Origin of the sequence: Pseudomonas sp. ANT_H4, assembly GCF_008369295.1 — a bacterium.
Taxonomy (GTDB): Bacteria; Pseudomonadota; Gammaproteobacteria; order Pseudomonadales; family Pseudomonadaceae; genus Aquipseudomonas.
Window position 1 is genome coordinate 1 of sequence record NZ_VOBG01000003.1, and the last position, 14,354, is coordinate 14,354.

Consider the following 14,354-nt stretch of genomic DNA (forward strand, 5'->3'; position numbering starts at 1 on the left):
CAATTATATCCATCGATAACACCCCAGATTCTCCGGCCGAAAGACCGGATGGTTGCACACCCCGGGGTGGAAACTATTGGACGCTGTTTACCCCGGAAATCTGGAAAGTTTTGCACGCTGATTAACAGACCGACGACCAGAATCTGAATCTACAGCGCGATGCACTCAACCTGGCTGGGTGCAGCGTGATCTATGAAGAGACCATGAGCGGCAAGTCTGCGAATCGGCCAGAGCTGGGGCATTGCCTGAAAGCACTTCGCGCTGGCGATACCTTGATAGTCTGGCGGCTCGATAGGCTTGGACGATCTTTACCTGACCTCGTTGGGATCGTAGGTCAACTGGAGCGGGAAGCGGTGGGATTCGAGTCGATCAATGAGCACATCGAGACCACCAGCGCGGCAGGAAAATTAATCTTCCATGTGTTTGCCGCCCTGGCCGAGTTCGAGCGCAATTTAACTCGTGAACGCACGAAGGCTGGTTTAGACGCGGCACGTGCTCGCGGCCGAAAAGGGGGGCGCAAACCATCTCTGGATGAGCGCCAAACGCGTGAAATCAAAGCCCTACTCAGGGACCCGCAAATCCATGTGACAGACGTTGCACGCAGATATGGCATCTCTCGCAGCACTCTATACCGGTATGTCGGCAGCGTCAGACCAGACAGGTAAATTCCAGACGCTTCTCATACTTGAAAAAGAAACACTGCCTAAGCCAACGGGGTATTAACGAGGGGCCGCCGTATAGTCTGGAGACATTTGATGCCAACCAGGAGGGGCTCTCAGAGAAAATCTTTCCTTGGTTGGGAACGATTCGGTGGATAGCTGGATTGTCGAAGACTGCCGCTCACTGCTGAAAATGATGCTTCCGCCACTAAGTCTTTCAGCGGCTGAGGTCGCGCGCCGCGAGGGCTGTAGCGACATGTCTCTCTTTTATTGGCGCAAGCAAGCTGCGGCCAGGGGAACTCAATTGTCCGACGCCAAGCAACCAGCAGAGAATTGGTCAGCCGAATCGAAGCTGTCGATCATCATCGAAACGTCAGCGTTGTCAGAGCTGGAAATCGGTGAGTACTGCCGGCGCAAAGGTATTTTTCCTGAGCAGATCACTGATTGGCGCAACGCGTTTATCGCCAACAGCACCAAGCAATCGGCTGTTAAAAATGTAAATGCCGGACAATCACGAGACGATAAAAATCGCATCCGCGAACTGGAACGTGAGCTGCGCCGCAAGGACGCTGCGCTGGCTGAAACGGCGGCTTTGTTGGTACTGCGAAAAAAGCTCAATGCCTACTGGGGGAGCGACGGCGAGGACAACTGACCTTGTTGCCAGAACGGTATTTACTCGTTGGCTGGCTCAATGAAGCCATCCTGGCGGGCGCCCGCAGGGCGCCTGCTTGTTTGTCTTGGGCGCGGCAGTCCTCGTGGCCCCAGGTATTTTCTGGGGCTATATCTCGCGGTAGTGGTGAAGTCGACCGGAAATCCGGTCGGTTTTGAAGGGAAGTGCGTTTAGAGCACTAAATCAAAAGAATCGACGATCTCGGCAGCGTGAGAGGTGCTTACGGATTATTCCTCACCTTCCTCCTCGGCGAATGCTTCGGCCATCTCGTTACGCGTCGAGTTGTACTCCTCCACAAAAATGGAGTGATCTTCCTTTTTGACGTGAGCGTCGAAGTGCTGTGGTGCGATGTGATAGCGAGCAGCCAACTGCCCGGCAGTTATCGCAAAACCCTCAGAATAAGCCGCTCGAACGGATGCCACTTCTGCACACCCAATCACGTAGCCAACCTTGTAGTCGTCGTAGTACGTTGAAAGCGAATACGCTTCTTCAAACGGTTGATCGGCAGATAAACCGGTTTGCCTTCCAGCTTCAAAATTGCTCATTTACGTTCTCACGATGGCTGTGCGTTGAAGAAGTGATTTGGTGGGACCTTAGGTGTTGGGCTCATCATCCGTAACAATATTACTGACGGTCGCTTGGCTGACCTGAAACTGAGCAGCAAGCTGTTCCTGAGTGTAGTTTCCGGTCATGTAGTATCCCTGTATTTCTCTGCGCTCTCGGTCGGTCAATCGAGCGTTGCCCGCTTTGGGCGTGACGCCCTGCAACACTGGCGCGGCAGCTTGAAGCCTTCTCCGCAGATCGGAGGCCAACACCATCTTCTCTGCGATTTCCTGAACGTTAGCGGCAGTAAGATCCTCGTGGAGCAACTGGCGTTCGACTGCCAACAGGGAATCATTCATCTCTTGAAAGGATCGTTGAGCGGTCGCAACTTGCGACCTGGTCATAGCCTGGCTTTCGGTCTTGATGACATAGCCTGAAGGATCAATAGGTTCGTTTGCCATTTTTCAAATTCATGATAATTCTGATAATCAATATATTAGATTTATCAGAAATCGTCAAAACCATAAAAACTCACGATAAAATACGTTATCACCAGTTTTAGAAAAGGACCTCTGATGGGCGAATTCACTACGGCTTTCACAAAAACTTTCTTTGTGCAGAACACTTGGGCACGGTCTGGCACGTTGACGCGCGTTTTCGCCGAGATGGCTGAGGAGGCTTACGAGGCCTATCAGGTCGAAAAGACAAACCGCGTACGTGAGCCACCCGAAGATGGTTATTCTGAGAAAAGGGTTGAGCAGGATGACCTGATGACCAAGCTCGGTATCAAAAGCATCGTCTTCACGGCAATGGCATTGGAGGCTGGGGTATTCGAGCTGGCTGCGATCAACCTGGGAGATGCGACTACAACCGACTATCTGGAAAAACTCGATATCAATGCAAAATGGTTTGTCGTCCCCCGATTGATTTGCGGGCATTCACTCGCAGAGAAAGGACCGGCGCTAAACAATCTCAGTACGTTGATAAAGGCGAGAAATCAGCTCGTACATTGCAAGTCAAAGCCTTTTCCCGGCTATCAACCAGACCCAGAGTCACCCACAGGGTGGACCGAGCAATCAATGAAAGAGGTGGAGGAGCGGGCTTCAGAAATTGCCGCCGACTCAAGAAAATTTGCATCCTACGTCCAGGCCTCATTCCCTACATTAGTGCTGATTTCTTTGGAACTTGAAGCCCTCATCGGAAACTCGGGGCCTCTGCCCGGGTTCAGCAAAGGCGCAAAGCATACTCGCGCTAAACGGTCTTCTCTGCTCAGCAACCTCATAGGTGAGTGGCGAAAGAGCCATAGCAAATATCATGAGAAAGCATGACATGCTGCCGTCCACGAAGAATGGAATTCGGCTGACTGCCGCTGAATTTTGCTAGCGGGGCGACAGCCGACCGACCAGAGCTATTGCGCCTGCTCAAGGATGCGCGCAAGGGTGACGTGCTGCTGGTGGAATCGATCGACCGCCTCTCCCGCCTGCCGGTGGAAGACTGGCAGAAGCTCAAAGCCGCCATCGACTCCAAGGGTTTGCGCATCGTCGCGCTCGACCTGCCAACCAGCCATCAAGGGATGCAGGACACTAGGGGCGATGAGTTCACCAGCAGGATGTTGGGCGCCATCAACTCGATGCTGGTAGAGATGATGGCCGACATTGCACGCAAGGATTATGAGCAGCGGCGTGAGCGCCAGGCCCAAGGTATCGAAAAGGCCAAGGCGGCCGGCAAGTACCAGGGGCGCCCAATCGATGCAGATCTGCACAAACGCGTGGCGGAATTGCTCGCTGCGGGTCTGGGCATCCGCGCCACCGCACGGCACGCCAGCTGCTCAACTACTACAGTGCTACGCATCCGCGACCGGCTACCTAGCTAAATTGGGCCAATTCACAGAGGTCAATTTGAAGAATTATCTAACGTTGTTAAGCCATGGCAGCAAAATTGGCGGGGCCGCTGTTGGGGGGGCCGTTGGGTCTCTCACTGGGCCAGCCGGCACAGTTGCAGGCGCAGCCATTGGCGCCGCGGTTGGTGAAGCTTGCGTGGTCGTTTTGGACGATCTTGCCCAAAGGCTTCTTTCACCAAGAGAAGAACAGCGTGTTGCTGGGGTAGCAGCACTGGCAATCGACAATATTCGCGAGCAGCTACTGTGGCGTGAAAGAAGGGATGATGATTTTTTCGAAGCTAGCGTGGACTGCCCCTCGCCTGCCGAGGAGGTCTTTGAAGGAGTTCTCCTAGCCGCGAAGCAGGAGCATGAACAGCTCAAGCTTCCCTACCTCGCAAATTTTTACTCCAATCTCGTTTTCATGCCCTACATCAAAAAAGCCGAGGCCAACTTTCTTCTCAGCATTGCCGAAAGCCTGACCTATCGCCAATTCTGCCTCCTTAGCCTCATTGATCAAATCGCATCCTTTGAGACACGTGACAAACCTTGGTCTAAAGATAAACCGAGGCATCCGGAATCACACGAGACGACGTTAGAAGCGCTTTATCTGTACCAAAAACAGCTCGTGGTCAGCTTCAGCATTGAGGAGAGGCGCGGGGCGAATGTATATGAGCCAGGACTGGTCATTCCATCACAGGCGATGATTTCAGGCCCGGGGGTAAAACTTTCTGGGCTATTGGGGCTTCACGCTATCCCGAAGGTCGAGCTGGAGCGCTTAGCCTTAGTGTGGTGAGAGATATTTTTGAAGTCATAGTGCTGTCACGGAGCGATCGAGCAATACGTGCAATCGGCTAAATGCCTTGAAGTATCTGGTGTCCCAAGGCAGGTTCGAACTGCCAGCCCCCTTAGGAGGGCAAATGCACAGCTATTTTCTGTTTTCGACAATCTGGCGAGCATTCTCGCCTAAATGGGTGTCCGGTTTCATTAGACCACTACAAAATGTCCTTTAGCACTTCGTCGATACCCATGAGGTCTCAGATCCAACCCAAGGGAATGTCAGTCTGAGGCGGGCCGGGAGTGTTAAGCATCATCTCTGCGAATGTCTTTTTAATTTACCGGGCACAGCAGAGGCGGAGCACCGCCTAGGCATTTGTTCAATCCTGCTCAGGCTTGCCGTATCCTTGCCAAAATTACCATTTACGGCTGGTGCACACTGCCTCAGCGGGTCAACGCACGATGAAAGCCGATACCTGCGAAATACTCACCCTCGACGACGTGGCTGCGTACCTTAAGGTAGGTAAGCGAACGGTCTATCGCTTGGCTGCAGCAAAGAAAATCCCGGCCTTTAAGGTCGGAGGGACATGGCGCTTCTCGCGCGCCGATATCGACATGTGGATCAAACAGCAGTCGATGGAAGGTTTGAGTGCTCGCCAGACTGACGACATCGCCAAGAATCTAGGAAAGTGAATTGTTCATGAATCAAGAAAAAATAACCCTCTCCCAGCTTGAAGGTTTCCTCTTCAAAGCCGCCGACATCCTGCGCGGCAAGATGGACGCCAGTGAGTTCAAGGAGTTCATCTTTGGCATGCTGTTCATTAAACGCCTGTCTGACGAGTTCGACCGCAAACGCGTGGTGCTGCGTAATACCACCTACGCCCACCTAAAGGGCCAGCCTGAGCTACTGGAGGAACTGCTCAATGACAAGACCTCCTACGGCGACACCTTCTTTGTGCCGCCCCGCGCCCGCTGGCACGAGAGCTGGATGGATGAGAAGGGCAACGAGGTGCCGGCGCTAAAGCACCTCAAGCACGACATAGGCAGCATGCTTAACAAAGCCATTGCTGGCATCGAGGATGAGAACGACGCCCTGGACGGGGTACTGAAGAACAACATCGAATTCAACGCCGTCAAGGGTAAGACCAAGATCCCTGATCAGAAGTGGAAAGACCTGCTCGATCACTTCAACCAGCCCCAATTCGTGCTGGTCAATGACAACTTCGAGTTCCCCGACCTGCTTGGTGCAGCCTACGAATACCTGATTAAGTATTTCGCCGACAGCGCCGGTAAGAAAGGCGGTGAGTTCTATACCCCCGCCGAAGTGGTGCGCCTGCTGGTGCAGCTTACCAAGCCCCGGGCCGGCAATACCGTCTACGACCCAACCGCTGGCTCCGGCGGCTTTCTCATTCAGGCGCACCAGTATGTAGAAGAGCAGGGCCAGGACCCGAATGACCTCGCTCTCTACGGGCAGGACTCCAACGGTACGGTCTGGTCCATCTGCAACATGAACATGATTCTCCACAACATCACCCGCTTCACCATCGAACACGGGGATACTCTGGAAGACCCGCAGATTCTTGAAAATAGCCAGCCGCGCAAGTTCGACTGTGTGCTCGCTAACCCACCGTTCTCGCAGAACTACAGCCGCGCCACTATGAGCTTCACCAACCGCTTCCGCGAGTTCTGTCCGGAAACAGGCAAGAAGGCCGACCTCATGTTCGTGCAGCACATGATCGCCAGCCTCAAGCCGGACGGCCACATGGCTACCGTCATGCCCCACGGCGTGCTGTTTCGCGGAGGCAAAGAAAAACTCATCCGCGAGTTGCTCATTGATGACGACTATCTAGAGGCCATCATCAGCCTGCCGTCTGGCCTGTTCTACGGCACCGGCATCCCCGCCTGTGTGCTGGTGGTCAATAAAAGCAAGCCCGACGAGCTGCGCAACCAGGTGTTGTTCATCAATGCTGACCGTGAGTACGCCGAGGCCAAAAACCAGAACAAACTTCGCCCCGAAGACATCGAGAAGATCGACCACGTCTTCACTCACAAGCTGACCATCGATAAATACAGCCGCCTGGTGGATAAGGAGGTGATCGTCAAACAGCACGACTACAACCTCAACGTCCGCCGCTACGTGGACAACACCCCTGCCCCTGAACCGGAAGATGTTCAGGCTCACCTCATCGGCGGCATTCCCGAGAGCGAGGTCGCCGCCAAACGGTCCGAGTTCGACAAGTTTGGCGTACAACCCGACACCTTGTTCGAGCCTCTGCGTTCGGGCTACCTGGCCTTCCGTCCCGCATTGGACACCAAGCCTGCTATCAAGGCGATACTGGAGTCGGACCGAAACCTTCAAACCAGGGTCGCTGGGCATCACGCCGCACTCGAGCAATGGTGGCAGGTGGCGCGAGACGACTTCGCCCAACTGAGGGAAGGGCGCAAGCTGCCCGACGTGCGCAGCGAACTGCTCTCCACGCTCAAGCACAAGCTCCAGCCTCTAGGTGTGCTGGATGAATTCAAGAGCGCGGGCGTGTTCGTCAACTGGTGGCAGGCCATCCGCTATGACCTGAAAACCGTCGTCTCCACCGGCTGGCACCACACGCTGATCCCGGACAGCTACCTCATCTTCGAATACTTTCAGAAGGAGGCTGAAGAGATCGAGGCGCTGGAGTGCAAGCTCAACGAAGCCCAGGGAGAGTTTGCTGAGGCTGTTGAGGCCGCCACCGAAGCTGCCAACTACGAGCCGGAAGATGCTGAAGGCGACGAAGGCGAGGCCAAACTCACCGCCGCCGTAATCAAGAAATACCTGAAGACCCTGATCGACGACCTAGCTGATGCCAAAACCGACTCCGCTAGAAAGGAAAGCAAACAGTACGTCAACCTGCGCGACGGTATTAGCGCTATCGAAAAGCGCATCAAGGACTTAAAGAACCGACTCAAGATCAAGCAGGGCGAGCTGGAGCAGAAGCTGCAACTAAAACGTATTGGTGGAGAAGAAGCAAAGGCTGAAACCAAGACGATTATCGCGCATGCCCAGGGCGTCATACAGATTCTGAACCCGGCAGTGAAGGACCAGAAGAAAAAACTCACCGCCCTGCAAAAGGATCTGGCTGTACTGGAGAAGCGACTTGCCCATATCGACGACCTGCTGACCTCCATCGGTGGCCAGTTGGGTGAGCAGGATGCGAAGCGCCTGATCCTGAAAAAACTGCACGACAGTGCCAACAAGGAGCTGTTGCGCTATCTGAATGCCGAGAAACGTGCGCTATTCGCCATCGTCGAGAACCTGTGGGACAAATATGCAGTTTCTAGTCAAACGCTGGAAGTGGATCGGGATAGTTCTTTGAAGGTGCTCAAAGGTTTCCTCACTAGCTTGGGGTATATTGCGTGAACAGCACTCTTCCTGAATCGTGGCAATGGAAATCATTGTACGAGTTGGCAACGATCAATTACGGGAAATCAGCTAACAATATTCTTTCGGATGATGGGGAGATACCTGTTGTCGGTACTGGTGGAGTAGAAAGGTATGGTAGCGACTACTTGCATGACGGTGCATCAATTATTCTCGGCCGGAAGGGAACTATTGATAAGGTGTCTTTTATCAATGGCAGGTTTTGGCCCATTGATACGGCATATTTCCTAAGCGCTTTCAAAGACGGGGCTAGTGTACGGTGGCTATATTACTTCTTGCAGACTGTAGACCTTCGATCGCTGAGTGAGGCTACTGGGGTTCCGAGTTTGTCTCGTGAGCTTCTCTACAAAATTATGGTTCCAACACCATGCCCTCAAGAACAAGAAAAGATTGCTGAGATACTTATAGCGCTTGATCGCGCTATCGAGCAAACCGAGGCGCTGATCGCTAAGCAGCAGCGCATCAAGACCGGCTTGATGCAGGACTTGATCACTAAGGGAATCGACGAGCAAGGGAACATCCGCTCCGAGGCCACTCATGCGTTTAAGGGCTCCTCGATTGGGCGCGTTCCGCAGGAGTGGAAGGTCAAGTTGCTCGACGATTGTGTGAGGTCGGATGCACCAATTTGCTACGGGATTCTTATGCCTGGGTCAGGCGTTGACGATGGGGTTCCCGTTATCAAGGTGAAGGATATATTTGACGGCGCGATTTGCTTGGATGACATTCTCCTGACCGACCCAAGGATAGATGCCGCTTACAAGCGCTCGCGTCTACGCACGAATGACTTGCTCATCACTATTCGGGGAACAACAGGGAGAGTAGCTTTGCTGCCGCCAGTTCTCGATGGGGCAAATATTACACAGGACACAGCTCGAATTAGGCTGATGGATGGTCATCTCCCTGGTTATTTCTTTTATCTCTTTCAGTCAGAGGGTGTTCAAGCACAAGTTGATCTGCAGACGTTGGGGCAAGCAGTAAAAGGCATTAATATCGCCGAAGTGCGAAAGCTGAGAATTCCAGTTCCTCCCGAGGATGAACAGGAACGAATTTACCAATTGCTCGAACAAATTCACTCTGCTTGGCAGGCTAGTGCTCAATACAGAGACAAATTGCTTCTTCAGAAAGCTGGACTAATGCGCGACTTGCTCACCGGCGAACGTCTCGTTACGCCGCTTACCAAAGCCGCAATACGATAATCAGGACACCCGCATGGCCTATCAGGACAAGACGCCCGCCCATATCCGCATCGACGAACGCAATCACGTCGAGACGCCGCTACTTCATCAGTTGGCTGGGTTGGGCTGGGAAACTATGGACCTAGAGATGAAGCAGGCGCCGTGCCAGAGCTTTCGCGAGAGCTTTACCGAGGTGGTGCTAGGACCGGTGCTGCGAGAGCAGTTGAAGGTAATCAATCCCTGGTTAGAGGAAGACCAGGTGGAGGAAGTGGTCAGACGCCTTACCGTCAGCTTCCCCGGTAACAACTTGCTAGAAAACAACCGTTATGTGCTTAACCTGCTATTGGAAAACACAAGTGTGGCGGAGAACCGACAGACCGGCGAGAGCCGCCCCACGGTGCGCTACATCGACTTTACGACTCTGACGAACAACCGCTTTATTGCCATCTGCCAGTTCAAGGTGCGCATCCTCGGTACCGAGCACCATATCGTGCCTGACATCGTGCTTTTCCTGAACGGCCTGCCGGTGGTGGTGATCGAGTGCAAGTCGCCAAAAGTGAAGGAGCCGATACCTGAAGCTATCGACCAGATGTTGCGCTACAGCGAGCAGCGCGGCGCAAAGGGTGAGGGCAGCGCGCCACTTTTCTACTTCAACCAGTTCGTTGTGGCTACCTGCCGCAACCAGGCCAAGTTCGGCACAATTACCACCCACATCGAAAAGCACTTGTACCGCTGGTCCGACCCGTGGCCACGTACGGTGGAAGACCTCGCTCACAGCGGTAGCAGCCCTAACGACCAGCAGCGTCTAGTCGCGGGTATGCTAGACCGGCAGAACCTACTGGACATTATCCGCACCTTCACCATTTTCTCGGAGTCGGAAAAGGGCGAGCTGATCAAGGTCGTTGGGCGTTATCAGCAGTTCCGCGCCGTGAAACTGGCGGTGCAGCGCCTATTGAGTGGCAAGACTCCGAGGGCGCGCAGCGGCATTGTCTGGCACACCCAAGGGTCCGGAAAGTCGCTGACCATGATGTTTATGGTGCGTGAGATGTACCGACACTCCCAGCTCTCGAAATGGAAGGTAGTGTTTGTTACCGACCGCACGCAACTGGAGCAGCAACTCGGAGAGACTGGCGGCAGTATCGGCTTTACCGTAAAGGTGGCAGACAGTATCGCCGAACTGAAAGTATTGCTGCGCAGCGACTCTTCCGACCTGGTGATGGCGATGATCCACAAGTTCCGCGAGACGGATTTGTCGGATACCTTCCCGGAGTTGAACAGCAGCGCGAACATCCTGGTAATGACCGATGAGGCGCACCGCTCGCACTACTCTTTGCTCGGCGCGAATCTGGACAAGGCTATCCCTAACTCGGCGCGTATTGGCTACACCGGCACCCCCATCGACAAGACCGAAAGGGTGTTTGGCGACTATATTGACAAGTACACCATGCGCCAGGCCATTGAGGACGGTGTGACGCTGGAAATTGTTTACGAAGGCCGGACCAACAACGCCGAAGTGGTGAACCAACCTGGCATGGATACTTTGTTCGCGGACGTGTTCAGTGAATACAACCTAGAGCAGCGGATGGAGATCCTTGGTTACGGCTCCCGCGACGCCTATCTAGAAGCCAGATCCACCATCGAGGCCAAAGCTACGGATATGGTGACGCACTATCTGGAGCACGTGTTCCCCAACGGTTTCAAGTCCCAGGTAGTGGCGACATCGCGCGAGGCGGCAGTTCGCTACAAGGGGGCGCTCGACGCGGCGTTGGTGGCGGCCATCGAGAAGCTAGAGCATGTCAATCCGCTCATTCTCGACCTGGAGCGGTTAAAAAGTCTTAAGACTGATGTGGTGATCTCCGGCAGTCACAACGACCTGCCACACATCAAGGCATACACCGACAGCACCCGCCACAAACGGGCCATCAAGAGTTTCAAGTTGCCCTTCGGCGGCAGCGACGAAGGCGTGACTGGCGAAATCGGAATCGTGATCGTCAACAACATGCTGCTGACTGGTTTCGATGCGCCCATCGAGCAGGTGATGTACCTGGATAAGGTGATTGTTGCCCACAACCTGCTGCAAGCCATCGCCCGTGTAAACCGGGTAGGTGGAGCAGCCAAGGAAAAGGGTTTTATCGTTGATTACGTGGGTGTCGGCCACCACCTCAAGAAGGCAATCGATAACTATGACGAACGCGAGCAGAAGGAGTTGCTCGACTGCCTCAGCTTCCCTGAGGACGAATTGCGCGCCCTGCATGCCGACTATAAGGCCATCACGGATCTTCTAAAACAGTACGGCCTGACCGATCTCAACGATCATGATGCCTTCTTTGACCTGTTTTACGATGAGGATGTGCGCTTTGAATTCATGTTGGCATACAAGAAGTTGACCCGCAGCCTCGACTTGGTTTTCCCTGCTAAGGAGTCGCTGGGGTACCTGAGTTCTTACAACGCGCTTACCGAGATCAATGTGTTGGCCGGCCGTCACCTAAACGATCAGCGCCTGAGCATGAAGGGCATTCCGCCCAAGCTGCGGGCGATCACTGATGAATATCTGGCTTCAAAAGGAATTGATCAGAAGATAAAGCCGATTTCGATCCTCGACGAGGACTTCGAGACGCAGGTTGGCAAACGTAAGCGCGCCAAAACGAAGGCTGCCGAAGTTGAGCACGCCATTCGCCACCATCTGGACATAGAGCTGGACGACGATCCGGAGCTGCAGGCTTCTTTTTCTGTCGCACTTGAGGAGATCCTGCAAGAATTCGCCACCAACTGGCAGAAGATCTACGAAGAGCTGGAGATACTGCGTAAACGTATCATCGACGCTGCGAACGAGCCGACTTACGGCTTGCACAAAAAAAAGCAGATGCCGTTTTTTCGCATGTTTCAGGCGGAGCTGGCTACTGCCATGGAGCAGCACCCAAGATATGCAGGGAAACCGGACGAGCGTATCGCCGTGCTGATCGACCTAACCCAACAGATCTACCTGGTGATAGAACGTGAGTTGAAACTGGCAAGCTTTTGGGAAAGTGTGCCAGCACGTAACAGGTTAAAGGCGGAGATTCAGCAAATTCTGCTGTCAGAGACCTTTGCTTCGTTGCCAGGAGTAGTTACCTTGCGTCACCAGATTATTTCGCGTGTGATGGAAATCGCCGAGAAGAACAACGACCTGATTCTGTACGCGAGTTAACATGGAACTGGTCTATAAAGTTGTCTACTCGAAGCGCAAGAGCCTAACCATCTCGGTCGAGCGTGACCGTTCTATCGTGGTGAAGGCGCCGGAAGGCACATCGCTAGAAAAGATTCATCGGGTCGTGGAGTCGCGCAAACTTTGGCTTTACGAAAAGACCCGACATGCGCAGAAATACAGCTCTCCACCAAACCCGCCAGGAAAGGAACTGGTGTCCGGAGAATCCCTGCCCTATCTGGGGCGGCAATACCGCATTGAGCTGGTGGCAGGCGATGGAGGCATTCGCTTCGAGCAGCGATTTTTGGTGCCGCAAGCGCTGGCGGGAAAATCGGCGGCATTCCGCAACTGGTTCGTGGCGCGTGCCGAGGAAAAAATACTGCCACGCGTGAAGATATACGCCAACAATCTCGGTGTTACCTACAAGGAAGCCAAAATCGGGGACGGCAAATACCGATGGGGCTCATGTACACCGAACGACAACGTGATCTTCAACTGGCGCTTGATCAAAGCGCCCATGTTCGTTATTGACTATATAGTCGTACACGAGCTGGCCCACCTCATCGAACCTAACCACACGGCCCGTTTTTGGAACATCGTAAACGCACAGGCACCAACAATGGAAAAAGCCAAGGCGTGGCTACAGAAGCATGGCGCACTGCTTGAGCACGATATTTAATAGTGCCGCGGCGGTGGGGGGAGTGGCTATTACTGAACGATGTGAATTGCCCATGATTCTGTAGACACAAATGACTGGCAACTATGGGTCGTTCACTGCCGGTCATTTTTGCTAAAGGGGCCGGTCAAATCCGGCGCAGATGGCTGGTTAGGTCGAATGCAAATGGGTGGTCAAGTCAGTGTAATTGCCCAAGAGATCAGCGGATCTGGAGAAGTTGCTCGATCCAGCGGCGAGATCAGCTAGTCTTCCCGGACCAGTTACTCAAGGACGATACCAATGTCAGATGACTCTGAAGCCAACATAGCCACAGCAGACGCACTCACACTACTCCTGCACAACCAGCACGCCATATGTGCGGCCATTGAGGAGGTGACCAAGTGGCTTTCTGAGAATGGAGTGGGGAACGTTGCCGCTAACGCAATTGCGGCCATGGAAACGCTGGACCGGAATGCTCAAGACATTACAGGCGCCATCATGCGACTACGGCAGTTATAGGTATACCTATGCCCTTACACTCCAAGCTTTCCAGTGGCTCCAAGCGGCTGGGGCTTATTTGCCTCCTGCACCGCAAGCGCCAGCCGATAGAATTCTCCGGCGAACGCTTTACTGAGCACCGCCGCTGAAAATAGATATTCCTCATGAATCCCCCGATCGCTTTTTAAGCTCAGGCGACCATACGTGACCCATGGAATTTGCTTATTATCATTAAAGCGTCTGTCTCGTGAGCCATTCTTGTTTTCGTGCTTCCAGCCGTAGCCGGTAATTTTCGCATCGCTTGGAACTGCTTGGTCCTCTTGGAAACTGGTAACGTATTTGCCGTTGGACAAGTTCGAGGTTCTACATGGACGAACAGGGCGATTTGCCAAAATCGTCGATCTCTGCAAGTCATCACCGACAGATTAGAGCCGACTGCTGCCGGTCGCGAATTTCTGAACTTGGGATGCTGCTAACCCCGCGTACCGACCCAGGTGGAGGTTTTGTTGCCTCTTCTGGCATGGTTGCTTTTTGAGGCTACTGAACGCTGACCCATTCGGGAGTGTTGAGCAAAGTGTTGAGCAGAAACGAAAAAGGCCCACCTTGCGGTGAGCCTAAGTCGTTGATCTATATGGTGCCGGCACCAAGAGTCGAACTCGGGACCTACTGATTACAAGTCAGTTGCTCTACCAACTGAGCTATACCGGCGTGTTAGGGCGCTGATTATAGCGATTGGCAAGCGTCTGTAAACCCCTGAATTCTTACTATTTTTCAGATACCCAGCTTTTTCCCCATCCGCTTCGTAGCAACCCCTTGGATTCAACCTCACCGCACGCGCCGTCGACACCGCCCGAAGGTGGTTTCCCAATGCACCGCAGATTCCCCGCTATCCATTTTTTGGG

At 53.6% G+C, this 14,354-nt stretch carries 11 protein-coding genes, 1 tRNA gene and 3 pseudogenes; 11 read left to right on the forward strand and 4 right to left on the reverse strand.

The window, feature by feature from the left end; genetic code table 11:
- Positions 1-128: 128 nt before the first annotated feature.
- Together FQ182_RS04560 and FQ182_RS04565 are read left to right on the forward strand one after the other, a co-directional pair.
- Positions 129-665: pseudogene (locus FQ182_RS04560) on the forward strand (recombinase family protein); the annotation flags it as partial.
- A gap of 187 nt (positions 666-852) precedes the next feature.
- Positions 853-1,424 (forward strand): annotated as a pseudogene (locus FQ182_RS04565) (IS3 family transposase); the annotation flags it as partial.
- A 132-nt stretch (positions 1,425-1,556) separates the two neighbouring features.
- Here FQ182_RS04565 and FQ182_RS04570 read toward each other — a convergent pair.
- Together FQ182_RS04570 and FQ182_RS04575 are read right to left on the reverse strand one after the other, a co-directional pair.
- Entirely contained in the window at positions 1,557-1,874 is a 318-nt protein-coding gene (locus FQ182_RS04570; protein ID WP_149411361.1) for a DUF2623 family protein, read from the reverse strand.
- 48 nt (positions 1,875-1,922) lie between these two features.
- Positions 1,923-2,333: a sigma factor-like helix-turn-helix DNA-binding protein gene (locus tag FQ182_RS04575; protein WP_149411360.1), complete on the reverse strand. Its 411-nt coding sequence runs from the start codon at positions 2,331-2,333 to the stop codon at positions 1,923-1,925.
- 114 nt (positions 2,334-2,447) lie between these two features.
- Between FQ182_RS04575 and FQ182_RS04580 the strand changes: the two genes are divergently transcribed.
- The 9 genes and pseudogenes from FQ182_RS04580 to FQ182_RS30150 all read left to right on the forward strand — a co-directional run bounded on the left by FQ182_RS04580 (position 2,448) and on the right by FQ182_RS30150 (position 13,473).
- Complete coding sequence (locus tag FQ182_RS04580) at positions 2,448-3,200, forward strand: hypothetical protein (protein WP_149411359.1); 753 nt, start codon at positions 2,448-2,450, stop codon at positions 3,198-3,200.
- A 41-nt stretch (positions 3,201-3,241) separates the two neighbouring features.
- Positions 3,242-3,745, forward strand: a pseudogene (locus FQ182_RS04585) (recombinase family protein); the annotation flags it as partial.
- Between the two features lie 25 nt (positions 3,746-3,770).
- Positions 3,771-4,544, forward strand: a complete 774-nt coding sequence (locus FQ182_RS04590) for a hypothetical protein (protein WP_149411358.1) — start codon at positions 3,771-3,773, stop codon at positions 4,542-4,544.
- Between the two features lie 443 nt (positions 4,545-4,987).
- A complete protein-coding gene (locus tag FQ182_RS04595) occupies positions 4,988-5,218 on the forward strand; it encodes a helix-turn-helix domain-containing protein (protein ID WP_149411357.1) in 231 nt (76 codons plus the stop codon).
- 7 nt (positions 5,219-5,225) lie between these two features.
- On the forward strand, positions 5,226-7,919 hold the full coding sequence (locus tag FQ182_RS04600; protein WP_149411356.1) for a type I restriction-modification system subunit M: 2,694 nt from the start codon (positions 5,226-5,228) through the stop codon (positions 7,917-7,919).
- Positions 7,916-9,136, forward strand: a complete 1,221-nt coding sequence (locus tag FQ182_RS04605; protein WP_149411355.1) for a restriction endonuclease subunit S — start codon at positions 7,916-7,918, stop codon at positions 9,134-9,136. Before FQ182_RS04600 ends, FQ182_RS04605 begins: the two co-directional genes overlap by 4 nt.
- Positions 9,137-9,149: 13 nt before the next feature.
- On the forward strand, positions 9,150-12,302 hold the full coding sequence (locus FQ182_RS04610; protein ID WP_149411354.1) for a type I restriction endonuclease subunit R: 3,153 nt from the start codon (positions 9,150-9,152) through the stop codon (positions 12,300-12,302).
- A 1-nt stretch (position 12,303) separates the two neighbouring features.
- Positions 12,304-12,978: a M48 family metallopeptidase gene (locus FQ182_RS04615; RefSeq protein WP_149411353.1), complete on the forward strand. Its 675-nt coding sequence runs from the start codon at positions 12,304-12,306 to the stop codon at positions 12,976-12,978.
- Between the two features lie 276 nt (positions 12,979-13,254).
- Positions 13,255-13,473: a hypothetical protein gene (locus FQ182_RS30150; RefSeq protein ID WP_149411352.1), complete on the forward strand. Its 219-nt coding sequence runs from the start codon at positions 13,255-13,257 to the stop codon at positions 13,471-13,473.
- Between the two features lie 14 nt (positions 13,474-13,487).
- Here the strand turns inward: FQ182_RS30150 and FQ182_RS04625 are convergent, their stop codons facing one another.
- Positions 13,488-13,805 carry a hypothetical protein gene (locus FQ182_RS04625; RefSeq protein WP_149411351.1) on the reverse strand — a complete coding sequence of 106 codons (318 nt, stop codon included), beginning with the start codon at positions 13,803-13,805 and terminating at the stop codon, positions 13,488-13,490.
- Between the two features lie 279 nt (positions 13,806-14,084).
- A tRNA-Thr gene (locus tag FQ182_RS04630) sits at positions 14,085-14,160 on the reverse strand.
- Between the last annotated feature and the right edge of the window lie 194 nt (positions 14,161-14,354).

Coding starts and splice junctions, on each gene's coding strand:
- FQ182_RS04570 (WP_149411361.1), bottom strand. CDS start 1,874: ATGAGCAATTTTGAAGCTGGAAGGCAAACCGGTTTATCTGCCGATCAA.
- FQ182_RS04575 (WP_149411360.1), bottom strand. CDS start 2,333: ATGGCAAACGAACCTATTGATCCTTCAGGCTATGTCATCAAGACCGAA.
- FQ182_RS04580 (WP_149411359.1), top strand. CDS start 2,448: ATGGGCGAATTCACTACGGCTTTCACAAAAACTTTCTTTGTGCAGAAC.
- FQ182_RS04595 (WP_149411357.1), top strand. CDS start 4,988: ATGAAAGCCGATACCTGCGAAATACTCACCCTCGACGACGTGGCTGCG.
- FQ182_RS04600 (WP_149411356.1), top strand. CDS start 5,226: ATGAATCAAGAAAAAATAACCCTCTCCCAGCTTGAAGGTTTCCTCTTC.
- FQ182_RS04610 (WP_149411354.1), top strand. CDS start 9,150: ATGGCCTATCAGGACAAGACGCCCGCCCATATCCGCATCGACGAACGC.
- FQ182_RS04615 (WP_149411353.1), top strand. CDS start 12,304: ATGGAACTGGTCTATAAAGTTGTCTACTCGAAGCGCAAGAGCCTAACC.
- FQ182_RS30150 (WP_149411352.1), top strand. CDS start 13,255: ATGTCAGATGACTCTGAAGCCAACATAGCCACAGCAGACGCACTCACA.